Here is a 25394-nt window from a genome sequence, read left to right as displayed (position 1 = left end):
TGTTGTTAATTTCTAGGAATTGAATAATGAAAAATAGGGTCGTTGTAACTGGGCTTGGAATGCTATCGCCAGTCGGCAATTCAGTGGAAGCGTCTTGGGCTGCTATCTTGGCAGGTAAGAGTGGTGTAGCTCCGATAGATGCTTTTGATACTGAAGCCCTGACCACTAAATTTTCAGCCAGTGTTAAAGGATTCGATGTTGAGTCGGTGATGCCGAAAAAAGAAGCTCGAAAATTCGATGCGTTTATCCAATATGGCATTGCTGCCTCAGTCGAAGCCATTAACGACTCAGGTATCGAAGTTACCGAAGAAAATTCCCATCGAATTGGCGTTTGTATTGCGTCTGGTTTGGGCGGAATGGAAACAATTGAAGCAAACCATCAGGCATTACTCAATCGAGGACCACGCAGAGTCTCACCTTTCTTAATACCGGGTTCGATTATTAACATGGTCGCTGGTCAGTTATCCATCATGTACGGGTTACGGGGGCCTAATATTTCCATCGTCACCGCTTGTACGACGGGAGTGCACAATATCGGTCATGCCGCACGAATGATCGCTTATGGCGATGCCGATGCGATGATAGCCGGTGGCTCGGAAATGGCAACGACCCCGCTGGTTATTTCGGGTTTTAATTCTGCAAAAGCACTGTCGACTCGAAATGATGATCCGACTGCAGCAAGTCGCCCTTGGGACAAAGACAGGGATGGTTTCGTGCTTGGCGACGGTGCGGGTGTTGTGGTTTTAGAGTCTCTAGAAAGTGCTCAGGCGCGCGGCGCTAAGATCTATGCGGAATTAACCGGTTTTGGGATGAGTGGTGATGCTTATCATATGACATCGCCACCAGAGGATGGCGCGGGTGCCGCATTAGCAATGCAAAATGCTGTCAATGATGCCGGTAAAAACTTGGAATCAATACACTATTTGAATGCTCATGGCACTTCTACACCGACCGGAGATATCGCCGAAACTCGAGCCGTTAAAAATTTATTTGGTCAATTTGCCAAAGACATTCGCGTCAGTTCCACAAAATCGATGACAGGCCATTTGCTCGGCGCGGCCGGAAGTGTCGAAGCCATATTTACGATATTAGCGTTACGCGACCAAGTCGCACCGCCCACCATTAACCTTGATAATCCAGATGACGAGTGCGACCTTAATTATGTTCCGCACACGGCGCAAGAGGCCAAAATAGAAAACGCACTGTGTAATTCATTTGGCTTTGGTGGTACGAATGGTTCTTTGCTATTTTCTGAATTTAACGGTTAAAGATTGGCTTTGTTTTTCGAACTAATAGACTTTCGTCATTCTCATCATCAGTCAGAAAATCGACCAATCAACACGCAGTGGGCACGAGACTCACTGTTTGGCGATGGCTTTTTTACCACCGGGGTCATTGAAAACCATCAGCTATTGAACAGTGAGTATCATTTCGACCGTCTAGAGTCAGGGGCTCGCTCGCTACTTTTTGAAAATTTTGACCTCGAACAAATAAAAAACACGCTCAAAGAATCGTTAAAGACGATCGATAAGGGAATTCTCCGTTTGTCTGTAACACGCTCTCAAGCTGAAAGAGGTTACGCGGTCTCAAAGCAGACACAAATTAGCGTTAAATTAGTCGTCACGCCTTGGACGTCACCATTAAAGCAAGATTGCATGGCTTTTTTCGCTGATACGCCCGTATCAGTCAATCCGCGCCTCGCAGGGATAAAACACTTAAACCGGCTTGATAATGTCTTGGCAGCAAACGAATGTCTTCAAGAAAATAGTGAATCGATAATGTGTATTGATGAGCAAGTTGTTTGTGGCAGTCGAAGTAATTTATTTTGTTTGATTAACAATATCTGGAAAACACCTGAACTCGACCTCGCTGGAATTGAAGGAATTACCCGAGCCAGAATCATCGAGTCGATGAAAAAACAAGACGTTCAGTTTGCGGTGACTCGAGTATCTCAATCTGACTTACTGAATAGCCAAGCCGCATTTGTGTGTAATAGTCTGTTGGGTATTTGGCCAATCAGCCAGATTGAAGACAAAAAGCTTGATGCCAATTTAGCTCGCCATTTACAATCACAGCTAGACTTTACTCGTTAGTTATCGGTATGCAGCTTCAAGGAATATTTTCAATTCGATTTATTTTAGGTGGTTTGATTTTTATCGGCTTTATCGTATTTTATTGGCAAAGTTTGTCGTTCGAACGATTTGTCGATACACCGATAAACTGGCCGGATAAAAACCAAGCGTTAGTTGTCGAAAAAGGTAATGGCCTTAACAAACTCGCAAGTCAATGGTACCAACAGGACGTCATCACGAGTGAATTTTATCTGAAGCTTTTTGCTTATTTAAATCCCGAATTTAAGCAAGTTAAGGTGGGTGAATACCAGATAGAAAATGGTGAAACGCCACGAACATTGTTAACCAAACTCAAGGAAGGTAAAGTTATTCAATATGCCTTTACTATCGTTGAAGGCACTAACAAGTGGCAGCTAATTGACTTGTTGAAAGAAGAGCCTAACTTAATCTTTGACCTAGCAGAGGATAGCGCGGAACAAATAAAACAGCTCAATTTGGATTGGTCAAATATTGAAGGGTGGTTTTATCCAGACACTTACTACTTTTCTAAAGGGACGAGTGCGCTAGAGCTCTTGAAGCGAGCCAATCAGAAAATGCGAGAAGTACTCGAGCAAGAGTGGCAAAATCGCGCTGTCGGGTTACCTTACAAAAATCCTTATGAAGCGTTAATTATGGCTTCTATTGTTGAAAAGGAAACGGGCATTCCATCGGAAAGAGATATGATTGCTGGTGTTTTTATTCGCCGACTTGAAAAACGGATGAGACTTCAGACCGATCCGACAATCATTTATGGCATTGGCCCTGACTTCAATGGCGACATTACTTTCAAAGACTTGCGAACACCTACGCCTTACAATACCTATGTCATCAAAGGCTTACCGCCTACACCTATCGCAATGCCTGGCAGAGCGGCAATCCATGCCGCACTCAATCCAGCAGATGGCTCTGCACTCTATTTCGTTGCCACGGGGAACGGCGGTCACTACTTCAGTGATACGCTGGAAGAGCACAACCGTGCGGTCAGAAAGTATCAACTGCGCAAGTAACTGAAAAAATGCTCGCTTATTCTCTATTCTCGACAGAGACAGAAGCGATAGCGTAAAATATCCCTTAAACTCATGAAGAATAATAACTATGTCAAAACAACGCGGTAAATTCATTTCGCTCGAGGGTAGCGAAGGTGTTGGAAAAACCACTAGTCTTAATTTTGTTAGAGAATATATCGAGTCTCAAGGTCATCGAGTGGTTGTAACCCGAGAGCCAGGCGGTACGCCACTGGCCGAGGATTTGCGAAACATCCTTTTGTCGAATCGCCAAGAACAGGTCGACCCAGATGCAGAACTACTGATGATGTTTGCCGCTCGCAGCCAGCATGTGAATACTCTGATTAAGCCCGCGCTCGACAATGGAGACTGGGTATTATGCGATCGGTTCACAGACGCCACTTTCGCTTATCAAGGCGGTGGTAGAGGAATTAGTGTGGACCGGATTGCTGAAATCGAACAATGGACGCTCGCGGGGTTTGAACCGGACATGACTATACTATTGGATATGTCGGTTGAAGAGGGGATGGCAAGAACTCGAAAAAGAGGTAAACCCGACCGCTTCGAAACTGAAAAACTGGACTTTTATGAAAAGATAAGAGCAGCGTATCTTCAACGGGCTCGGAAATATTCGGATAGAATTAAAGTGATAGATGCTGCGCCAGATATAGCGACGGTTCAAGCGTCGTTGAGGCTTGCCCTGCGCGAGTTTTGCTAGTTATCAAGTTGCTCAAGTGGAACAACGCTAAATTATCTGAGATTAAAATGCCGCGACTAGTGCCTTTATGCTGACTGAATATCCTTGGTTTGACAACATTAACGAGAATCTCTCTCAAGCATTGCTCAATGAGCGTATGCCGCATGCTTTAATGATTCAATCACCACCAAAGAGTGGTAAAGCCGCTTTTGCTTTCGGGTTTGCCAAATCTTTGTTGTGTTCTCAAGTAGCAGACTTATCCGGTAGTTGTGGCGAGTGTAAATCCTGCCAATTGTTTGATGCAGGCACTCACCCAGACTTTTATGGAGTTGATAAATTAGTCGACGCAAAAGGCAAACAGAAGAAGTCAATTGGCATAGAACAAGTTCGAGAGTTAACTGCTAATCTCAGGGATACCGCTCAGCTTGGCGGTTTCCGTATTGCTTTAGTTCATTCGGTCGAAGCGATGACAACGGCCTCATTTAATGCACTACTAAAAACCTTAGAGGAACCGGGTAAAGACACGATTTTAGTGTTACTGGCGAATAACCAAGCGAGTATTCCGGCAACCATTAGAAGCCGTTGCCAATTGATCAAGCCTGAATTAACCGGAGAAACTTTGATACCTTGGCTACAGAGCCAAGTAGATGCGCCTGAAATTGAAGTAAAAGATGCACTCGATACGAGTTACTGGGCGCCGCTAGCCGCATTGGAATACCTTAACGAAGAAGGCGCCTCACTGGTAAAGTCATTCTTTGATAAGCTTGACAGGGTGCTGTTAAACCAATTGACTCCGGTAGAATTTTTGGACCAAGTGGATAGTACTGGCGACTCGATAATCGATGAAGTGACTAATTATTTTTATCATGTCGAGAAGTGTCAAGCGCTCAAACTGCACCAAGACAGATACCAAAGAATTCCCCATCGGTTAATTTTTCAAATATATGCTAAGCTGTTAGAGCTAAAAAGAGCTCAACAAGCGGGAAGCAACCTGCAAACGCGTCTACAAATCGAAGTAATATTGATACAATGGTTTGAATTTGGCAAAAAATTAGTCCATTATTCAAATAGTTAAATCAGTTACTTCAAGTAATTTATCTTCGCAGAAAAAGCCAGATAGGGTATTCTTCGTTGGTTTAATACAAAAGACTCAAGTAATTTGAGACTAATAATTGCGCTAGCATTGCTGTTTTAATCGAGGTTTTATGTTAGCAACGATTTTTTAATCGAGAGAAAAGATATGTCTACACCCGGATCACCGAAACACGGAATCATGCAACTGACGATAAAAGACAAAGGCGCGCTTTATGCCGCCTATATGCCTTTTGTGCAAAATGGTGGTTTATTTATTCCGACCAACAAGCAATGCAATATCGGTGACGAAGTGTTCATGTTGTTGACCTTAATGGACGAAAAAGATCGCTTGCCGGTTGCCGGTAAAATTATTTGGATTACGCCGAAAGGAGCCCAAGGAAACAAAGCAAGAGGTATAGGCGTTCAGTTTAGTCAACAAGACAAGGGTGTCACTCGTAACAAAATCGAAACGCACTTGGCTGGTGCGCTAGAGTCTGATCGGATCACTCATACAATGTAGGTGATATGACACGCTATCAGGCTGTCAACAATTTTGATTATCCCTTTATAGCTAAATTAAATTAACTCACCCTAGCGATCGCTGTTGGTTTTTCGCTAGAATCTGCCTCTCTATAAATACGCCTTTTTGAACAAATTAACATGCTTGTCGATTCACATTGTCATTTAGACCGATTAGATTTATCTCCTTTTGATGGTTCACTCGATGCTGCGCTTCAGGCAGCGAGAGAAGTGGGCGTTAATCAGTTTCTTTGCGTGGCAATTAATGTCGATAATCAAGCCGATGTGTTAAATATTGCGAGTCAACACGAGGACGTATACGCTTCGGTCGGTATTCATCCACTCTACACAAAAGGGCAACAAGTTGACAAAACTTATTTGGTCGAACAAGCGCAACACGAAAAAATCGTCGCAATAGGAGAAACCGGTTTAGACTATTACTACGCGCAAGAGAGCAAAGAAGAGCAACTCGCTTTATTTGAAACTCATGTTATTGCAGCGGTTGAGTCACAAAAGCCACTGATTATTCACACCCGTGATGCTCGCGAAGACACACTTAAAATTCTAGCTGACAACCAAGCAGATAAAGTCGGCGGCGTCTTACATTGTTTTACAGAGTCTCTTGAGATGGCTTTAGCCGCAATTGAGATGGGTTTTTATATTTCGTTTTCGGGAATCGTAACTTTCCGCAATGCTGCAGAATTAAGGGAAGTTGCTAAGGTCTTGCCTTCGGATAAAATATTAGTTGAGACTGATAGTCCTTATCTCACACCAGTACCTTTTAGAGGCAAACCGAATTCGCCTCGACACGTACTTGATGTGGCCAAATGTATTGCCGAAATTCGAGACGTAAGCTTACAAACAATTGCCCAACAAACAACGGATAATTTTGCTCAGTTATTCCTTAAGTAAGCCGTTAAATATCTCAAATATTCATTAATTTATTTGTTTTACGTCAATGTGTTTGTGTTTGTAACGCATATACTAAAATTGTGCCCAGAGGTTAATCGAGACGATTATTGAGCACCTTAGTCGATATTTGTTAATTGATATTAATTAAAAAAGACGAGGTATACGCGATGGAATCAATCAATAAAATCTTGGTTGTGATGGATCCAAACCGAGAAGACCAACCAGCGCTAGAAAAAGCGCTCTATTTATCTAAAGTCTACGATGCGAGTGTCGAACTGCTTTTAGTGGTCTACAATCGCGGTTTATTAACCAATCTATTTTTTAACTCGGATGAGTTAGAGGCTGCCAAGCAAGGATATATCAACTCCCAAAGACGCTGGGTAGAGAGCTTTCTATCTGATACTGATGACGCAAGCATCAAACGGACCGTTAATGTTGTTTGGCACAAACCGCTGTATGAAGCGGTGATAGAACAAGCAACAGCGATTGAAGCTGATCTCGTTATAAAATCAACCCATCACCATCCTACAATTAATAAAGTATTATTTACACCTAACGATTGGCAATTGATGAAGTCTTGCCCTGTGCCGCTAATATTAGCCAAGTCGCGCAATAAACAAGAATACAAAAACATTATGTGTGGCATTGACCCATCTCACGACCACCAAAAGCCAGAAACACTGGATGCGCAAATCATTAAGACCGGACAGACACTGGCTGCCAAGCTCGGTGGACAAAACCGAGTCTGTCATTGTTACTCGCCAATTGAGTATCAATTATGGAGCGATATTGGCATGGGAATGGGAGTTGGTATGGGGCCGTCTGATTTTACAATGGGCGAAAATAACTACACCGATTATGTCAATGAATTAAAGCAGGGATTACAAGATCAGTTCGATGCTGTGGTTAATCCATTTAATTTTGAGAAAGCGCAACTCCATTTAGTCGAAGGTTATCCAGAACAGTTGCTGCCGGACCTCGTCGATGAATTTAATATCGATCTTTTGGTCTTGGGGACTGTTTATCATTCTGGCTTGGTCGGCAGTACTGCAGAAAAGATTCTTGATACGGTTAACTGTGACATCTTATCGGTGAATGTACCAAAGTCCGAATAATTCGTATCGGTGCGCTTTCACTAAATATAAAAAGTTACATCGCGTATTGCCCGGTTTTTGCCGGGATTTTTTTGTCGCTAAATAAAAAAATCCCAGGCTCTTTCGCAGATAACCTGGGGTAGGGGAAGTAGAAGAAGAAGCTAAGATTCTTCACAATTGAATAAAAATTAAACAACGCTCTTGCTATATATAAACTTAGTCCAAACACTTTGAATTGCCAGTTTTTAGAAATTATTTTGAGAACAGTTTGGACTCTAAAAGATACTTTTGACGCTTTTTAGTTATAAATTAGAGAACATCTGGGGTCTAGAGTAACTACTTGAAAAGAAAGGGCTAATAATCGGCGGCTTAATTATGGTACAAGTCAAAATCTTTATCACCATGCCCAACGACGCCATCCTTATTCCACGGCAAGTCTCGGTAGGGACTGTGACTTGACTGCCCCATAAAAGGGAACTTCTTGATATCGAAATATGGCGAGTAATCAAAGTCTGCAGGGGTATACAAGCGTGTATTCCTAGGAATTAACTCAATGCCCAATTTTCCGACTTGGCGAAACAGCGGTAAAATTGGGTATTGCACAGAATAAAACGCTTCTGCGATTAGCGAAGAGCAAACCGTTTTGGTGACGACATCTGGGTTGCGTGTAAATAGGCTAGAGCGCCACTTCCGCGGCAATATTCTCCAAGGAAATATGAACCTGGCGAGATCAAATAACTGACGGATGTTGTAACCGACACCCAACTTGCCGATAGCGTAATTTACCACATTCTGTGCATCTGCAGCCGATAAAGTCGAAGGTCGGCAAATTCTTAAATTGTCTTTTTGATAATCTTCTAATGGAGTGACAATCATTCCTTTACCAAGTATCCCCTCAATAAGTAATTGTTGATTAGGCTCGGCATTAAAGTGTGTGGTTAATTTATCACGAAACTCTTGGCTTTGAATGTCGTGCAATCTACCGATGTATAGCGCCGAGTGGGTCCAGCGGCTTTGGGTAATGATTCGGATAACATCTGAAACCCGCGTTCTGCCCTCGACTAAAACAACGTCGCCTGGGCGCACGGCGTAGCTGAGCTTTTCAAAATCACAGATCGGAAATCTCGCCGGCGGCGTTTCTTGATTTAACCATTTTTCAATACGGCTTTTTAGCGACATGTTACTTCGATATTTAACCTAATGTTAACTCATAAGACCACCGAGTGGCGGCGAAATAGTAATTATAAATCAGTCGCTTATATTATAAGCTTATTTATTTTTAGGTATAGTTGATATTGCTCAATATTACAACTAGATACCGTTTGAGATTTTGGCTAGACTAGGCCCAGTTTTTTACCCTTCAACGATAATACGGCGAAAATTATGACACTGGAAATTTGGGACGACTTATTTTTACTTGATGAGCAATTGACAGAAGACGAGCGAATGATTCGCGACATGGCACGCAATTATTGCCAAGAAAAACTTCAAACTCGCGTGCAAAAAGCTCACCGAGACGAAGAGTTTGATGTCAATATCATGCGTGAAATGGGTGAATTAGGTTTATTAGGCTCAACCATTCAAGGATATGGTTGTGCCGGTGTCAGTTACGTCGCTTATGGTCTGGTCGCTCGAGAGGTGGAACGAGTCGATAGTGGTTATCGGTCCGCGTTGAGTGTTCAGTCAAGTTTGGTTATGCATCCCATAAACGCTTATGGTTCTGAAGCCCAAAAAGAAAAATATCTTCCGAAACTGGCGACCGGTGAGTGGATAGGGTGTTTTGGTTTGACCGAGCCTGACAGCGGATCTGACCCCGCATCAATGAAAACACGCGCCAAAAAAGTTGATGGAGGCTATTCGATTTCAGGCAGCAAGATGTGGATAACCAATTCACCCGTGGCAGATGTGTTTGTTGTTTGGGCAAAGAATGAAGAAGATAGAATTTGTGGGTTTGTGCTCGAGAAAGGCATGCAGGGGCTGAGTGCACCAAAGATCGAGGGTAAATTCTCCTTGAGAGCATCGATTACTGGTGAAATTGTCATGGATGAAGTCTTTGTTCCAGAAGAAAATATGTTTCCTGACATTCGCGGACTTGGTGGCCCTTTCGGTTGTTTGAACATGGCACGATACGGCATCGCTTGGGGAGCTATGGGGGCTGCAGAATTCTGTTGGCACGCTGCCAGAGAATACGGCCTAAACCGCAGTCAATTTGGTCGACCACTTGCGGCTAACCAGCTCTATCAAAAGAAATTAGCTGACATGCAAACAGAAATTACTTTAGGCTTACAAGGGGCACTGAGAGTGGGTCAGTTAATCGATGCCAAGCAGTTCAAGCCAGAGATGATTTCGCTAGTCAAACGCAACTCGTGTGGTAAAGCGCTCGAAATCGCTCGTACGGCTCGCGATATGCATGGTGGGAATGGTATTAGTGACGAGTTCCATGTCATCAGGCATATGATTAATTTGGAGGCTGTGAATACTTATGAAGGCACTCATGACATTCATGCTCTGATTTTGGGCCGTGCGCAAACAGGAATCCAAGCGTTCAGCTAATTCTTGCTCCTCCTATCGAAATTCTTTTCGCGTCAATAAAGCCGCATTCATATGCGGCTTTATTATAAAAATCCTCATAAAACACAACGAATTACACATAATTTTACAATGCACACAATTATTCTAAGGGTTTAACTTGAGTTTTTGTGCGATAGAGGTTATTTATTTAATAAGTAAACGGTCAAAAGGATTTCCTGACTGAGTCTTATAAGCGAAAGCCGCTTGGGTTTGCGTCTAACTTGCGTGCTCGCTGTCAGCCTAAATAATATAAACTTTGGCAGCCGCTTGTGGTCTTATTCTGGTAAGTAGAACGTTTATTTCGTTAGCCTGTATCCGAAAGTAGTCTTATCTGCTTGTTTTGAGAGTGTAAGGAACCTGTATTAATGCCTTCAATTAAATCGCTTGTCACCTCTAGTGTTTTCGCCCTAAGCCTGTCCAGTACGCTAATCGCCTTTGCTAATACCGACTCTGTCGACGTAGCGAGCGTTGAAGCACCGAGAATGTTGGATTTATCGCCGAGTCCTACCCACCATCAAGCCAGCCGTTATATTGCAAAGTTTATCAATGACTATCATTACGCCAAACCACGTTTAGACAATGAGCAGTCAGTGGAAATACTTGATGAATTTATCGAGATGCTCGATGGCAACAAATCCTATTTCTTGGCCGAAGATATCAAAGAGTTTCAGCAGTATCGCTATAATATGGATAACTCGATTTTAACGGGTTGGTTGAAGCCTTCCTTCCATATCTATAGTGTTTTTCAAAAACGTTGGACCGAGCGCAACAATTTTGCCTTATCTCAACTGAAAGGCGAGATGGATTTCACAACTAAAGAAATCTATCAATATGACCGAGAAGAGAGTAATTGGGCAGTGTCCTCGGCGGAATTAGACGAGTTTTGGCGTAAGAAGGTCAAAAGCGATGCACTCAACTTAGTACTCGCTGATAAGACATTGGATGAAGCTAAAGAAATTTTAGAAAAACGTTACAAAGCAGCAATGCGCAGAGTCGCGCAAATCAACAGCGAAGATGTCTTCAGCTACTTTATGAATGCCTACGCAAATACCGTTGATCCTCACACCTCTTATTTATCGCCTCGAAACGCAGAGAATTTCAGCATCGATATGAAGCTATCGCTCGAAGGTATCGGTGCGGTTCTTCAGTCTGATGATGTTTACACTAAGATCAACCGCATCGTTACCGGCGGGCCGGCAGACAAGTCTGGCTCGGTCAATGTCGATGACAAAGTGATCGCGGTAGGCCAAGGTAGTGAACCAATGGTTGATGTCGTTGGCTGGCGATTGGACGATGTTGTCGACCTTATCCGGGGCGACGCCGGTAGCATTGTTCGCTTAAAAATAGAACCTGCGAACAACAGTGTCAAAGGTAAAACCAAGATTGTCGAAATTGTCCGAGAGAAAGTGAAGCTTGAAGATCAAGCGGCTAAATCAGAGGTTATCGATATCGACTCTGGTGGAAAACAATTCCGCGTTGGTGTCATCGATCTACCAAAGTTTTATCTTGATTTCAGAGCACGAAGCGAAGGACAAAAAGATTACAGAAGCACGACTCGCGATGTCAGAAATTTAATCGAGGAAATGCAACAAGATAAATCGCTCGATGGCTTGATTATTGATTTAAGACGCAATGGCGGTGGCGCGCTAGAAGAGGCGACTTCGTTAACGGGTCTGTTTATTGATACCGGTCCAGTGGTTCAAGATCGCAGCAGTCGTGGTAATCTTGAGATATTGTCAGATGACCAACGAGGAACCGCATGGGACGGTCCGCTAGCGGTTTTAGTAAATGGCTCAAGTGCTTCAGCCTCAGAAATATTTGCTGGAGCGATCCAAGATTACGGTAGAGGATTAATTATCGGTGAGCAGACTTTCGGCAAAGGAACTGTGCAGCGGATTCTTGATCTCAATGACTGGTTCCGTTCTGAGAGTAATGTGTATGGTGCGATAAAGATTACCATCAACAAGTTTTACCGCATCACGGGTGAAAGCACTCAAATGAAAGGTGTGATACCGGATATCAGCTTCCCGGACCCATTTTCAAGAGAAGATTTCGGTGAGAATAGCTATGATTCTGCGCTACCTTGGGATGTTATTGCGCCGGTTAACTTCAAGCCGGTTGATAACTTGGGTGAATTTATTCCTGTCTTAAAAGAAAAGCATTCTGAAAGAATCAAAACCGATCGAGAGTTCGGCTACTTAATTAAGGATATTGAGGAACTCAACAAGCAACGTGCTGAAAAGTCGGTCAGTCTTAATCTCGCGGAACGTAAAGCGAATCTTAAAAAAGACAAGCAGAAACAGCTAGACCGTGAAAACGAGCGTCGTATTGCTACGGGCAAGAAGCCGATTCTTCAGATTGATGAAAACACCGAGTTGACAGAAACCGATGACAGCAAGCTCGTTGAAACGGCTAATATACTCGTGGATTTTATCGCATTAAAGAGCGGTGGCAAGCTCGCGGAGGTCACTAAAAAAGCGAATTAATATTCAAGGAAAACACTTTTGAATAACCTAAAAGAGGCGTTAAGCCTCTTTTTTTGTTTTTGGTCAATATTTCAGCTAATTGGTTACCGTTACAATAGGACACGGTTACAACACGATATTGTTAGATTAAACAACACTGCAAAAGAAACTCACATCGTTAGTTTTATAACCCGCTCTAAAACGCGCATATTGAGAAGGAAAACCGATTATGGAATCGAGTGATGCTTATAAACCCGACCAAATAGCCAAAATAGCCGAAACTGTCGGAGTCACCAAAGCTAATAGCGCGTTTCTCAAATTAATCACCCTTGGGATCTTAGCGGGTGCATTCATTGCATTTGGTGCGATGTTTTATACTCAAACTATTACCGGCAGCGAGTTTGGTTATGGACCGACTAAACTACTCGGGGGCGTTACATTTAGTCTTGGTCTGATTTTAGTTGTTGTTGCAGGTGCAGAATTGTTCACTGGCAACAACTTAATAGTTATTGCTTGGGCTGATAAGAAAGTAACCACTCAACAGTTACTCAGAAATTGGCTAATCGTTTATGTGGGGAATTTTATCGGCGCAGCAATGACCGCGTTGTTGGTTGATTTGTCCGGTATTTTAGCCAGCAATCAGGGCGCAGTTGGCCAAACCGCAATAAATATTGCCTTGGCAAAAACGTCGTTAGAGCCGTTGCAAGCTTTTGTCAGGGGAATATTGTGTAACGCGCTGGTCTGTTTAGCCGTTTGGTTATGTTTTTCTGCAAGGAGGGTCGCCGGGAAAATTCTGGCGATAATATTTCCAATCTCAGCATTCGTCGCTTTAGGCTTTGAACACTCTGTTGCCAATATGTACTTTATCCCTTTAGCAATGATGCAATCCGAAATTCAGATTACACTTTTTGATTTATTGGCTAACCTAACCTGGGTTACTCTGGGGAATGTGGTTGGTGGTAGCGTTTTTGTGGCGTTAGTGTATTGGTTGTGTTACTTGCGAGATGATTAGATGAGTTTTTGGATCTACAACGTTGGTATGGGGGTGCCCATCTCAGAAAAGCGAATATACCAACTGGATAAAGCAGTACCATTGGAGGAGCTATCAAAATCCGCGAGAGTTCATAGACCTAATCGCGATCGAAACTCTCGTCAAAATGCTGATAGCTCGGACAACAAAAGCGTTACCAGTAACAACGCTCAAAAAGAACACGAGCGCGCAACAACTCAGGAAAATATAGAAGCGGAAGAACCGAGTGCCAATCGCTCAGCTATAAGCTCAGCAGCAGATAGCAGAATAATATCTGCACACCAAAACCCGTACAGTGACAAGGACGGGCAAAAAAGAATTTATCTAGCCGAGCAGCTGATGACTCCAAAAGTGGTTTCACTGCGAGAAACAATGAGCCTGAGGGAAGTTTGGGCTAGTTTTAGACGGTTTCGTTATCGACATTTTACAGTAGTTAATGAGCGCAAGCAGTTGGTTGGAATTGTCGCCGACAGAGATATTCTTAACTTATTTAGTGACCATCAATTTAGTTTAACAACGACTCAACTGAGCCAGCCAGTAGCAACCATAATGACTAATCACGTGTTAACCGCAAGTAAGAAAACATTAATAAAAGAAATTTGTAATGTGATGTTTAAGCAACGTATTGGCGCTATGCCGATCACTTCGAGCGAAGGGGGCGTATCAGGTATAATCACCCGAAGCGATATTTTACGCTCAATGATTAAAGATGGCCCCCTCGATTTGTGGCTATAAATTGATTTAAAGGGATGCTATGTGGAGTTAAATTGGGGACTCAAATAGCCGACTTTGGTTCTAATTCAGGGAAAACCACTCTCATCGCATCGTAAAACACATCTAGCTCGGCATTACTGACACCATCTAGACTCATCATATGAATAAGTTTTTGCATGAATGCCATTTTTAAATGAGGGTTTTTGACCAAGTGAGCATTAATGGTCTGTAGGTCATTATGAAAATCAGAATTTAGCGACTCAACGTAATGATAAAGTTGGCCAATCTGCTCATCATTAAGTTCGAATTCCTCGCGCATAATTTCGCAAAAGGTTTCCTTCTCACGAGAACTTTCCATCTTGTCGATGCTAATGATGTGGTAGAGCAGATGGGCTAATGCGACATGGATTTCTTCTTCGTCTCGGTGATCGAATAGCTTTTGTGGCTGATTTGATTGTTTGAGCCACGATTTAAATGCTTCGAACATAATAACTCCAATAAATCATTTTTGCTTATGGTATCGGTAAATAGCGCAGAATATTTTGATGGCCGTCAATAATTAATGTTTAATTTCATCGGTGATCGAATTGCAGGTTATAACCGCTCAGTTTTTAGTCCGGTAATTTATCTAAACTGAACCCCTTTACATTTTAGTTTCATATTCAATGAAAAGTGGTTGAAATCCTTGTAAATTCTCATCTCGATGATCTATGATCGAGAGACAGTCATTGAGAGTAAACCAAACAATTTTTAGGGAAACGATATTTTTGGTTAAAGTAAAATGTATTATTTTAAATTACGTAATATTACGTTAAAAAACCAAATGCTGCGATTTACTGGTAAAACCTAAACATTGTTACAATTTCAAAACTGCTGAGAAGGTTTTTCGAGGCAACGGCTCATTGTTAAACGTTTACCAGAGACGATTAACTGGCAACTAAAGGAAACGGGCTCGACAGCTAAACAATAACAGTCGAGACAATTTACAAAGGATAGTTATCACATGGCAAGGATCGGTGTAACCTTAGAAGATGTTTCGGATGCAGCAGCAAGACTACTGCTTGACGGAAAGAGTCCGACTGTTGCACTCGTGCGCGAATATTTGGGTACGGGAAGCAACACCACCATATCAAGACATCTAAAATCTTGGCGGGCAAATAATCACAAGCGCTCTAAAAACCTACTATCTGACAAGATGCCCGAAAAGCTAATCCCAACTTTTGAGTCTCTGTGGAATACTGCTTTGAGTGAAGCCGAAACGAGTTTCCGTGAACGCCAGGAAGAATGGCAAAAGTCTCAACAAGCCTTACAATCTATGACGGATGATTTTGAGACCGAATTGAATTTTGCCTTAAAGGCTAACGATGACTTAAAACAAGAAGTCGATCAGCTTCGGCGTTTAAGAAAACAAGGAAGCGCAGAGCTCGCGAATTTATCAGCGGAGTATGAAGAACTTAAATCCGACTACCGTCAATACAAGCTAGCAATGACAAAGAAAATAAAGGCACTAAAGGCTGAAATTGAGCGGCTCAAATAAAGCGACTTAAATAAAACGACTTAAATTTCAGCGGTAATTAGTCGCTAGTATGTAATTCAACCTTCAGCGCTTCAAGAAAGGGGAACAACACTGGTATACCGAGTTTTAAGACGCGATGTTTTTATGGCTACCGTCACACAGCGGCAGGTTATTGCTCCTGCCGCATCCGCATAGTGACAATTTGCCAAAGAACTGTTGCTTAGCACCGTCATTTTTCTGAACGTCAATTTGCTCAGCGCTTACTACAATAGGCCCACTCGGCTTTTGAAAAATTGAGACGGAAGATTGAATGGGCTTATCTTTATCGGTATTCATTGTTGCAACTAGTTGGAATAGATTTGTGACTCAATCGCACTCATTCTTTGGGCGAGACTTTCTCTATCCGAATCACTTAAATTGACGTGTCCGAGTTTTCGACCATTGCGCGGCGTCTTGTCGTATAAAAATACTTCGCCTTCGACATGATCGACCTTAGGCTGTTGAGTTCCCATGCCGAGAATATTGACCATCCCGCTATAATCGTTCACTTCAGTGTCGCCTAACTCCATATCGAGAATCGCTCTAATGTGATTTTCAAATTGACTAGTAATCGTATTGTTTTGCGTCCAATGTCCACTGTTGTGAACTCTTGGCGCCATTTCATTAACCGTAAAACCGTCCTTTGTAACGAACATTTCGATTGCTAGTACACCGACATATTGCCATGACTCCATAAGCCGCTTCATGTTGGCTTGCATTTCGTCAATTTTGGTAGAATCGAGCAATTCGTAAGGGGCGATAGAGCGTTTCAGGATCCCACCTTCATGGTGGTTCTCAGTGATAGGGTAAAACTTCACTTCGCCGGAAACCGATCTTGCGCCAATCAACGAGACTTCGTGAGTGAAATTAATCTTGGGTTCTGCGAGCCAGTTTTCTGGCTTCTCGGTTTTTACGAGCTCGGCGAGTTCATCCGCAGATTGAAGATGCCATTGGTTTTTGCCGTCATAGCCATCTTCAAAAGATTTCACGATTAAGGGGTAACCAAACATCTCAGCGGCTTTATGAAGAGAAGCTTCATCCGATATGGGGTGCCAAGGTGTTGCAGGGATATCGAGCGATGTCAGTGCCATTTTTTCTTTCAGTCTGTGCTGGCAGGCTGCAACCGCTTCTGGAGGCGGGCAAACATTGCATAGTTTTTGTAATTCTATCAGCAACTTAACATCAATGCTTTCTCGTTCAACGGTGAGCGCATCGGGAGTTCCTGTCTCGGCTAATAATGCCTCTGCAGACATCGAATCTTGCCACTGCACAATCTTACCAAGCCCATTAACACAGTCAGTAGACTCGTCGCCCATTGCGACAAAAGTGAAATCAACACCTAGCTTTTTGCCTTCTCTAGCCATTAACCGAGAGAGTTGCCCGCAGCCAAGAATAACAACATGCATTATTCAACCTCCACCGGTACGCTGTCGGTTTGGTCCTTACGCCAACGTTTAATTCTCTCGCAGAGTAACTCATCTGAAATTGATAGCATTTGAGCCGCCATCAAGCCAGCATTTGCGCCACCGGCTTCTCCAATAGCTTGGGTTGCTACCGCAACACCTTTAGGCATTTGGACAATCGATAATAAACTATCTAAGCCACTTAATGCTGAACTCTTTACCGGAACGGCAACCACAGGAATATGGGTCATTGCAGCACACATACCGGGCAGATGAGCAGCGCCACCGGCGCCAGCAATGATGACTTTTATACCGCGATCGTCAGCGGATTTTGCAAATTCAGACAATCTATCTGGTGTACGATGGGCAGAAACAACTTGCGTCTCATAGCTGATTTCAAGGGCCTCAAGCATTTCAGCCGCTTTTTTCATGGTCGGCCAATCAGAGCGTGATCCCATGATAATGCTGACAACGGGAGCATTGTTCATTTAGGTTCCTTATTGAATTAGAAGCTTTTAGATTAGGCTATTTTACTAAGCCAGTGAGCAAACAGCCAGTATACAGGCATACCAGCTAGAATGTTAAATGGAAATGTAATGCCGAGGGAAGTTGTCATACCAAAAGAATGATTTGCGTCAGGTAATAATGTCCTCATCGCAATAGGAACGGCGATATACGATGCACTGGCGCTCAGCACGATGGTTAAAAAGATACCGCCGACTGAAAAGCCCAGAAGATAACCAAAGACACCGCCGACCAAACCATTAATCACAGGAGTTAATGTGCCAAAGGCTATAAGGAAAACGCTATTTTGTTTGAGCAGCTTTACTTTATCTGCGGCATCAATTCCCATCGCCAAGAGAAACAGTGCCAGCACGCCATAAAACATATCGTTAAACAACGGCATGAGTTTGACTGCTTGAGCCTGGGCGACAAAACCGATCAGCAAACCGCCAAACAGCAAGACGATACTCTCATTCTTAAGAATTTGCTGGCTTAACTCACCAAGCTGTAACTTCCCACCTGCCTCTTTGGCCAAGAATACAGCGATAAACATCGCTGGAAATTCGAGCAATACCACAAACAGCGGAAAATAAGCTTCATAGGCAACATTCTGCGATTCGAGCAGTGCAACTGCGACAGCATAAGTTCCAATACTCACCGAGCCAAAATGCGCAGCGATTGCCGCAGAATCTTTTTTCTCAAATCCGCCAACGAGTTTGAGCACAGGGTAAGCCATGAACGGAAGCGCTAGGCCAAGTAGCGTGAACAATCCTGCCTGGATTAAAATACTCGTGGAAAAGTTTTCAGAAAGCGCAATGCCGCCCTTAATCCCAATCGCCAGCATGAGAAAAATACTAATCGAGTGATGAAAGCCATCAGGGAAGCGGAGGTTAGACCCGATAAGTTTTGCGACGAAACCTAACAGGAAAAATAGAACAATGACATCAATTTGCATTAAAAAGCCTTATCTAACTACTGGCTAGCCTGTGTTTTCGCGTTTTTTATCGCCATTACGTCGCTTTTCTTGCGAGACTTGATTTGTGAGAAGGCTAATATTGAAATTGCACCACCCAAAGCGAACAACATCCAGCTACCTGGATTATGTTCAGCGGTAATAAATCCAATAGCAACCATTACAAGGGCAGTGAATTGGCTATAGATAAACTGGATTTTATTTTTCAATGAGTTAGCTCCGTTATACGAACGTGTCACGGCGCTATTGTGACAAATAAGTTGCATAGACAATAATATATATTGTTTAGCTTTAGTATTTATAAAAATCTATATTAAAGCGTATCTAAACCATCGCTCCTCAAGGCTTCGCGACCACTTGGCTGGAAAATTGAATCTTAGCTGGTAAATCGAATGCTGTTTATCCAATGCAATTATTTATCCAGATAACCTTTCGCGATAGAACTCGAAAGCAGATCCGCGACAAGTTCGCCACCTTCTGCTTGCAAAAATTGAATAAACGTACTGGCGACATCAGAGAGTTGTTTGCTTTTTAGATAAACTAGGTACCACTGATGCTGAAGCGGGAAGTCCTGAACATCGAGGATGATAAAGTCATCAGAGGTTGTTAAGGAGAGGGTATGGACTGACAAAACCGCTATTCCAAGGTTTGACATCACAGAGTGTTTAATCGCTTCATTACTTTCAATCGTCATTTTTTCATTAATGGTATGGCCGGTCTCCATGAGATAGCGCTCCAACGCAAACCGTGTTCCCGATCCAGGCTCTCGCATAATAAACGGATCATCTTTGAGCTCAGCAAAAGAAATATCCTTTTTCCCGGCTAAACGATGTCCTGCCGGCGCGACGACAACGAGCGGATTCTTGACGAACTCAAAGGTTTCCAAGTCCATATCTTCAGGAGGGTGACTAAACACATAAAAGTCGTCCTTATTTTCACGAAGCCGGCCAATCATCGAGTTGCGGTTTCCAATATTAAATGAAACCTCAATGTTGGGGTAAGTCTCGCAAAATGGACCCAGTAAATGGGGGAAAAAGTACTTAGAAGTGGTTACAACAGAAAGTTTCAGTAATCCGGCTTGCAGGCCTGACAGGCTCGCCAGACGACTCTCAAGACGACCAACTGTATCAAAAATTTCCTTGGAGCTTTGATAGAGTTCTTGTCCAGCGGCCGTCAAGTAGAGCTTTCTTCCAACTTGCTCTATCAGTGGAATATCCAGATTTTCGGCCAACTTCTTTAATTGAATTGAGACCGATGGCTGTGCAAGATGCAGATCGTGCGCTGTTTGGCTGATGCTGCCTGTTTCAGCAAACTTGACGAATATCTCGAGTTGACGAAAGGTTCCTAGTCGAGCATGAAACCTCGAATGGGGGAGCGCCATCACTAATACCTGTGTGAATCGATTTTACATTTATCATAATAAATGCAATTGTCATTTTAAATATATTTTAATAAATATTAGTGGTCTTCCGATGCTGTGGTACGATCCAAGGGCTCGTTGTTAATGGCTTTGGCGTTAAAGTGAAATTACTGCGTTTTCGTCGCTTTGATAACGTGCGTAAAGCGATTCAATTGATTCTTTGTTTTCGTTAATCTCTTTTTGCGCCAGAAACTCACTGTTGTAAAGTTTCGAAAACGAGCGTTCACCGATATCACAAGCAAAGGTCACTATTAGCCGCTTTTTATCAGAGTGGGCGGCTGCTTTGAGGGCTCCTGCGACGTTGAGAGCTGCACTGCTGCCGAGAACGATGCCATCATGGTCTCTCACATAACGTGAAATGGTGACCAGGTCCTGGTCAGGTAAATTAACAGCTTTGTCTATTTTGGCTTCTCTAAAATTAGCAACAGAACGCATTATGCCGATCCCTTCAGTAAATGAGCTACCTTGAGCCTGGTATTCACCATGTTTAAGATAAGCATAAATACCGGACCCATCAGGATCGACTAGCCAAGTTTCAATATCAGGGTTTTGTTCCTTGAGATATTTCGAAGTCCCACCGAGGGTTCCGCCGGTTCCGCAAACTGAAACTAAGACATTGATCTGGCCATCCGTTTGTTGCCAAATTTCAGGTCCGGTGTTGAGATAATGGGCGCGCGAATTACTCAGGTTTTCAAATTGATTGGCCCACCAAAAATTTTCGTTTTCTTCGGCTAACCTTCGAGCTGTATGGTAGAAATGATTTGGGTTTGAGAAAGGGCAAGGATCAACCAGTTTGAGCTCGGCACCATGAAGTGCAATCATTCGCTCTTTTTCGGGCGTTTGACCTTTCGGCATAACGGTAAGCATGTTAAATCCTAGCGATTTTGCAACCACTGCTAGCCCAATACCGGTATTTCCCGCCGTTCCTTCCACAATTGTCATGCCTGGCTTCAAGTCACCCCGCTCGATTGCGTCTAAAACCATTTGCAAGGCGGCTCGGTCCTTAATGGAACCTCCAGGATTTAAATACTCACATTTCAAATAAATATCGGAGCCGGTCAATGCCGATAGTGACTGAATTTTTAGTAGTGGTGTATTACCAATTAATTTGCTGAGGTTTTCTTTTATTTTCAAAGGGATAGACCTTTTAGCTCAAGTTGATTAAATCCAAAAATAGGCGGAAACGTGAGTATCTCTGCATCTCATTTCTTGAATATACGTCGTTGATAATTATCAGATTGCTTTTCAGAGTAGATTGTGTCGAAAATGTTACTTTGATCCTGCACTATTTTTATTATTGGCTAATTCGACAAAAAGCAGTTGCTCAACTAACCTCATTACAAGCGCTTATTAAAAATTCAGTTCAATACCGGTTATTTGAATAAGCACGTCAGCATGAATAGAAAAATAACAGAAAGGTTAACCAGCGATGTTTTTATCAAAATCCAAGTATTTGGCACTTGAAGAAAAGTACAACCAATTGAAAGCAGAGAACCAAGGGTTATCTGAGGCTCTCGAGCAGTTACAATTGGAAAATAGCGATTTGAAGGAACAAGTGGAGGACGACAACGCTGATATTCATAAATTTGAACACGGCCTATTAGCTTGCTCAATTGACTGCATTTTACAAGTTGAAGGTGTTCGTGAGAATGTCCTCGAGTCCTTTAATCATTTTGAGAACGAAAGTCAGTCTATCCAACAAATCAATCAATTATTCGATGTATCTTCTGCAGCACTGTCAACGATTGTCGATGGCATGCAGAGCTTAACCGGTAACATGGAAGATATGAACGAAAATATTTCCGGTTTGAATGACATGGCGAGTAACATTAATACGTTCGTTGCCACCATCTCGCAAATCTCTGACCAAACCAATTTGCTAGCTTTAAATGCTGCGATAGAAGCGGCAAGAGCTGGTGATGCTGGCAGGGGATTCAGTGTCGTCGCTGACGAAGTTCGTTCATTAGCCAATAGTACTAATTCTTCAGCAAGTGAAGTTGCTGAGTTAGTAAATAAAATAATCAAGACAACCAATGAGTCTGTTGACTCTGTTTCGGTCATCAGAGGAAGTAATGAGGAGCTCGCGCAGGGTATTACAAAATTAAATGCAGATTACAGCTCGATTATCGCTTGTTGTAATACCATGAAACACACGATTGAAGCTGCTTCTGCGACTAGTTTTATACAAGCAATTAAGCTTGATCATATCGTTTGGAAAGGCGAAGTCTATGCTGTTGCCTTTGGAATATTAGATAAGTCAGTCGATAGTTTTGCTGACCATACTATGTGCCGATTTGGTAAATGGTATCATGATACTGGCAAACAAAAGTATTCTAATCTGAGTGCTTTTAAAAAGTTAAATGAACCTCATAAGGCGGTGCACCGTAATGGGATTGAAGCATTAAATTTCTACAAGGCTAATGAAAAAGAGCAAGCGATGCGCCATTTTAAGGCAATGGAACAAGCGAGTAACGAAGTCATGTCGTACTTAGATGAAATTGCTGCTACGATAAATTAACGCTTATCAATTTGTTGTTATCATGCCTTATACGTTATATGGGAGTCCGGCTTCGTATTATACGGCGAAAGTAAAGTCGTATTTGCGTTATAAGCAAATCGCGTTTGCTGATCAATACGCGACTATTTGGACCTATCGAAAAGTCATTAAACCGAAGACCGGCGTTAATTTTATTCCTGTTGTCAAAACACCGGAAGGTGCATTCTTACAAGACTCGACTCACATCATCGATACTATAGAAAAAACACATCCCGAACGAAGCGTTTATCCAACTAGCCCAAAACAAAAATTAGCGGCTTTGCTATTGGAATTATTCGGTGACGAATGGCTACTTTTACCCGCGATGCACTACCGGTGGAGCTTTCCCGATGAGAATTTAAACTTTGTTGCTGAAGCATTCGGTAAGACCGCAATTCCATGGTTGCCAGCGTTTTTGCAACGATATATCGGTAAAAAAGTCGGCAAACGTTTCGCTGGTTTCGTACCGCTATTAGGGATTAATGAAACCACCAAGCTCGCTATCGAGAATCAATTTGTTCAGCTTATCAAAGCGCTCGATATTCATTTTGAGCAATACGATTTTTTACTCGGTGACCGGCCTTCCATTGCGGACTTTAGTTTTATCGGTCCTTTTAGAGCCCATCTATTTCATGACCCGTACCCGAAAAAAATATTAACCAAGGAGTCACCTCATTTAGTCGATTGGATTGATCGAATGTGGTGTTTATCTGACGCTAATGAAATTAAAGGTTGGCTTGTAAAGGATCAAGTACCCGAAACGCTGAACCCAATATTTAATCTTTTATTCCAAGACGCATGGCCATTTTTTGAAGAGTCTTCCAAACGGCTTTGCGAATGGCTAAAGGAGAATCCTGAGAAATCGATACCGCGAGCAATTGGTAAAATCGATTTTCAAATAGGCGAAACGCAGTCACAACGTATCTGTCCCACCTATACTCAGTGGATGTTACAACGACCACTTGCGTATTACCGCAGCTTGTCAACTGAAGAGCAATTGATGATTGATAGCTGGCTCAATACTTTCAATGCAGAAGCTCTAATTAAATATAAACCAGCTTGCGAAATTACACGTATTAATAATAGAGTTGCTCGCCAACAATAGCGTCTTGAAAATTTCGACTTGGTGTTTGCCGGTTTTCGATTAGCCTGATAAATACTCATTACCACTGTTACAAATGTCATTTAAATGAAGAGACGTGTTCGGCAGAAATAGCTTGAAGCTGAGAATCAGCGGTTAATAAACGCTGATACTGATATTAAAGAAAAAATTCGGAATCAAAGGTTTTTATACTAGAACTTAACACCAAACTAAGGGACTCACTGATGCGATACGCGACTATTTTGCTACTAGGCGTCATTGTTTTTGTGTCGACCGCTAATGCTAGTGATGCTGTAAACCAGAAGATTAGTTCTCATGCGTTTAGTCAAGACTTGCAGTTATTTGGCGAATTAATGAAGGCTTATCATCCCGGGTTGTATCGTTATCAAACAGAAGAAGAATTTGATAAAAAGCTAGAAATTGCCAGACAACAGTTTAATTCTGGGGGTACAACCGCTCAAGCATTCTTAGTGATTAGCAAGCTAGCTGCAGAGATTCAATGTGGACATACGTTTACAAACCCCTTTAACCAATCTCAATCAGTTAAAGATCTACTTATCGATGGTAACGACAAACTACCGATCTTAATTAAACGAATTGGTGAACGCTTTTTTATCGATCAAAACCTGTCCTCACACAGCGAAGCGAAAAATGGTGATGAGATAGTCGCAATAAATGGTCATTCTATGACTAAGATATATCAGTCAATGATTCCTTATGTCGCTTCTGACGGTAGCAATTTTGCAAAGCGCTATCATCGACTCGATATGGATGGGTTTAGCACCAAGCAATGGTTCGATATCCTTTTGCCTTTATTGTATCCACCGCAGAATAGTCAATATCAATTATCCTACAGAAGCCGCGAGCGTAATAAAATTGTTTCTGAAAAACTGTTTACAGTATCGGCCATAGAAAGAAAAAATAGACTCCAAAAAATTAATCCATTAAACAAAAAAACTAGCGGTGAACGTTGGCAATTTAAAATGCTTAATTCGGAAACGGGGTATTTTAAATTTCATAGTTTTGCGACTTATAACATGAAGTTGGATTGGAAAAAATTCCTGGATAACGGCTTTCAACAATTAGAGAATAACAAAGCAAAAAACCTTATTATTGATATCAGAGGAAATGGTGGGGGAATGGGAGACGTCGTCGATAAAATATTAACCCATTTAACCGAGTCGACAATTAGTATTACTAAGTATGCGGAAAAAACGGTGTATCAACAAGTGGCTAAGAAACACAAACCCTTCTTGGGCACATGGAATGATGCCGTTTATGATATTCGAGAATGGGCGCAATCTAATGGAAAAGGAGAGTACGTAATCAATAACGTCCGGCGCTATCAGATCCAACCGGCAGACATAACTTTTAGCGGTAACGTTTATTTATTAATTGATGGTGCAAACAATTCGGCAACTTCAACGATGGCGAAGGAAATGAAAAACAATGGTTTTGCAACCCTTATCGGCGAAACAAATGGTGGTAACTTAAAGGGAACCAATGGCGGACAAATGTTCTTTTTTCGTTTACCAAACTCAGACATTGAGGTCGACATTCCACTGATTGCCTACTATCCAGAACATACACAACCTGATGCAGGAATAACCCCCGATATTTTTGCTGAACAATCTTTTGAGGATTGGCTTGCAGGTAAAGATAGCGTAATCGAACTTACTTTAGAAAAAATTGCCACTAGGAATCAATGAG

At 42.3% G+C, this 25394-nt stretch carries 25 protein-coding genes; 16 read left to right on the top strand and 9 right to left on the bottom strand.

From position 1 onward, the window contains the following. Nucleotides 1–23 precede the first annotated feature (23 nt). From fabF to FLL45_RS05650, 8 genes are all read left to right on the top strand, one after another. Nucleotides 24–1268, top strand: coding sequence for a beta-ketoacyl-ACP synthase II (fabF, locus tag FLL45_RS05685; protein ID WP_142941007.1), 1245 nt, complete (start codon nucleotides 24–26; stop codon nucleotides 1266–1268). Nucleotides 1269–1277: 9 nt separating this feature from the next. Further along, complete coding sequence (pabC, locus tag FLL45_RS05680; RefSeq protein WP_185964343.1) at nucleotides 1278–2093, top strand: aminodeoxychorismate lyase; 816 nt, start codon at nucleotides 1278–1280, stop codon at nucleotides 2091–2093. An 8-nt stretch (nucleotides 2094–2101) separates the two neighbouring features. Beyond that, complete coding sequence (gene mltG, locus FLL45_RS05675; RefSeq protein ID WP_142941005.1) at nucleotides 2102–3118, top strand: endolytic transglycosylase MltG; 1017 nt, start codon at nucleotides 2102–2104, stop codon at nucleotides 3116–3118. A gap of 88 nt (nucleotides 3119–3206) precedes the next feature. Then, a complete protein-coding gene (gene tmk, locus FLL45_RS05670; protein ID WP_142941004.1) occupies nucleotides 3207–3833 on the top strand; it encodes a dTMP kinase in 627 nt (208 codons plus the stop codon). Between the two features lie 67 nt (nucleotides 3834–3900). Continuing rightward, nucleotides 3901–4887: a hypothetical protein gene (locus tag FLL45_RS05665; protein ID WP_142941003.1), complete on the top strand. Its 987-nt coding sequence runs from the start codon at nucleotides 3901–3903 to the stop codon at nucleotides 4885–4887. Between the two features lie 165 nt (nucleotides 4888–5052). Continuing rightward, complete coding sequence (locus FLL45_RS05660) at nucleotides 5053–5406, top strand: PilZ domain-containing protein (protein WP_142941002.1); 354 nt, start codon at nucleotides 5053–5055, stop codon at nucleotides 5404–5406. A 140-nt stretch (nucleotides 5407–5546) separates the two neighbouring features. Continuing rightward, on the top strand, nucleotides 5547–6317 hold the full coding sequence (locus FLL45_RS05655) for a TatD family hydrolase (protein ID WP_142941001.1): 771 nt from the start codon (nucleotides 5547–5549) through the stop codon (nucleotides 6315–6317). 167 nt (nucleotides 6318–6484) lie between these two features. After that, entirely contained in the window at nucleotides 6485–7432 is a 948-nt protein-coding gene (locus tag FLL45_RS05650; RefSeq protein ID WP_142941000.1) for a universal stress protein, read from the top strand. Between the two features lie 348 nt (nucleotides 7433–7780). On the opposite strand, the gene FLL45_RS05645 is transcribed toward FLL45_RS05650, so the two are convergent. Next, a complete protein-coding gene (locus FLL45_RS05645; protein WP_142940999.1) occupies nucleotides 7781–8590 on the bottom strand; it encodes a YiiX/YebB-like N1pC/P60 family cysteine hydrolase in 810 nt (269 codons plus the stop codon). 204 nt (nucleotides 8591–8794) lie between these two features. On the opposite strand from FLL45_RS05645, the gene FLL45_RS05640 reads away from it, so the two are divergent. From FLL45_RS05640 to FLL45_RS05625, 4 genes are all read left to right on the top strand, one after another. Continuing rightward, entirely contained in the window at nucleotides 8795–9964 is a 1170-nt protein-coding gene (locus FLL45_RS05640; protein WP_142940998.1) for an acyl-CoA dehydrogenase, read from the top strand. Between the two features lie 383 nt (nucleotides 9965–10347). Continuing rightward, the gene (locus tag FLL45_RS05635; protein WP_142940997.1) at nucleotides 10348–12468 is read left to right on the top strand and encodes a carboxy terminal-processing peptidase; all 2121 of its coding nucleotides are present in this window, start codon (nucleotides 10348–10350) and stop codon (nucleotides 12466–12468) included. 208 nt (nucleotides 12469–12676) lie between these two features. After that, entirely contained in the window at nucleotides 12677–13459 is a 783-nt protein-coding gene (locus tag FLL45_RS05630; protein WP_142940996.1) for a formate/nitrite transporter family protein, read from the top strand. Then, the gene (locus FLL45_RS05625) at nucleotides 13460–14212 is read left to right on the top strand and encodes a CBS domain-containing protein (RefSeq protein ID WP_142940995.1); all 753 of its coding nucleotides are present in this window, start codon (nucleotides 13460–13462) and stop codon (nucleotides 14210–14212) included. Between the two features lie 40 nt (nucleotides 14213–14252). On the opposite strand, the gene FLL45_RS05620 is transcribed toward FLL45_RS05625, so the two are convergent. Continuing rightward, nucleotides 14253–14678 (bottom strand): TerB family tellurite resistance protein, encoded by a 426-nt coding sequence (locus tag FLL45_RS05620; protein WP_142940994.1) that lies wholly within the window; start codon nucleotides 14676–14678, stop codon nucleotides 14253–14255. Between the two features lie 516 nt (nucleotides 14679–15194). Between FLL45_RS05620 and FLL45_RS05615 the strand changes: the two genes are divergently transcribed. Further along, on the top strand, nucleotides 15195–15728 hold the full coding sequence (locus tag FLL45_RS05615; RefSeq protein WP_142940993.1) for a DNA-binding protein: 534 nt from the start codon (nucleotides 15195–15197) through the stop codon (nucleotides 15726–15728). A gap of 105 nt (nucleotides 15729–15833) precedes the next feature. On the opposite strand, the gene FLL45_RS05610 is transcribed toward FLL45_RS05615, so the two are convergent. The 7 genes from FLL45_RS05610 to FLL45_RS05580 all read right to left on the bottom strand — a co-directional run bounded on the left by FLL45_RS05610 (nucleotide 15834) and on the right by FLL45_RS05580 (nucleotide 21180). Beyond that, the gene (locus FLL45_RS05610; protein WP_142940992.1) at nucleotides 15834–16043 is read right to left on the bottom strand and encodes a CDGSH iron-sulfur domain-containing protein; all 210 of its coding nucleotides are present in this window, start codon (nucleotides 16041–16043) and stop codon (nucleotides 15834–15836) included. Between the two features lie 8 nt (nucleotides 16044–16051). Further along, on the bottom strand, nucleotides 16052–17152 hold the full coding sequence (locus tag FLL45_RS05605) for a 5-(carboxyamino)imidazole ribonucleotide synthase (RefSeq protein ID WP_142940991.1): 1101 nt from the start codon (nucleotides 17150–17152) through the stop codon (nucleotides 16052–16054). After that, nucleotides 17152–17637, bottom strand: coding sequence for a 5-(carboxyamino)imidazole ribonucleotide mutase (gene purE / locus FLL45_RS05600; protein WP_142940990.1), 486 nt, complete (start codon nucleotides 17635–17637; stop codon nucleotides 17152–17154). Before purE ends, FLL45_RS05605 begins: the two co-directional genes overlap by 1 nt. Before the next feature lie 32 nt (nucleotides 17638–17669). Next, nucleotides 17670–18608, bottom strand: a complete 939-nt coding sequence (locus tag FLL45_RS05595; protein WP_142940989.1) for a sodium-dependent bicarbonate transport family permease — start codon at nucleotides 18606–18608, stop codon at nucleotides 17670–17672. 17 nt (nucleotides 18609–18625) lie between these two features. After that, nucleotides 18626–18835 carry a hypothetical protein gene (locus tag FLL45_RS05590; RefSeq protein WP_142940988.1) on the bottom strand — a complete coding sequence of 70 codons (210 nt, stop codon included), beginning with the start codon at nucleotides 18833–18835 and terminating at the stop codon, nucleotides 18626–18628. A 203-nt stretch (nucleotides 18836–19038) separates the two neighbouring features. Beyond that, on the bottom strand, nucleotides 19039–20007 hold the full coding sequence (locus tag FLL45_RS05585; protein ID WP_142940987.1) for a LysR family transcriptional regulator: 969 nt from the start codon (nucleotides 20005–20007) through the stop codon (nucleotides 19039–19041). Between the two features lie 135 nt (nucleotides 20008–20142). Continuing rightward, nucleotides 20143–21180 carry a cysteine synthase A gene (locus FLL45_RS05580; protein ID WP_142940986.1) on the bottom strand — a complete coding sequence of 346 codons (1038 nt, stop codon included), beginning with the start codon at nucleotides 21178–21180 and terminating at the stop codon, nucleotides 20143–20145. Nucleotides 21181–21475: 295 nt separating this feature from the next. On the opposite strand from FLL45_RS05580, the gene FLL45_RS23160 reads away from it, so the two are divergent. The 3 genes from FLL45_RS23160 (at nucleotide 21476) to FLL45_RS05565 (ending at nucleotide 25393) form a co-directional block, all read left to right on the top strand. Continuing rightward, complete coding sequence (locus FLL45_RS23160; protein ID WP_142940985.1) at nucleotides 21476–22564, top strand: methyl-accepting chemotaxis protein; 1089 nt, start codon at nucleotides 21476–21478, stop codon at nucleotides 22562–22564. Between the two features lie 22 nt (nucleotides 22565–22586). Next, nucleotides 22587–23687: a glutathione S-transferase family protein gene (locus FLL45_RS05570; protein WP_142940984.1), complete on the top strand. Its 1101-nt coding sequence runs from the start codon at nucleotides 22587–22589 to the stop codon at nucleotides 23685–23687. Nucleotides 23688–23908: 221 nt separating this feature from the next. Then, entirely contained in the window at nucleotides 23909–25393 is a 1485-nt protein-coding gene (locus FLL45_RS05565; RefSeq protein WP_142940983.1) for a S41 family peptidase, read from the top strand. The last annotated feature ends 1 nt before the right edge of the window (nucleotide 25394 follow it).

Source organism: Aliikangiella marina (genome assembly GCF_007004765.1).
GTDB classification, from domain to species: domain Bacteria; phylum Pseudomonadota; class Gammaproteobacteria; order Enterobacterales; family Kangiellaceae; genus Aliikangiella; species Aliikangiella marina.
This window is presented reverse-complemented; position numbering and strand designations above follow the sequence as displayed.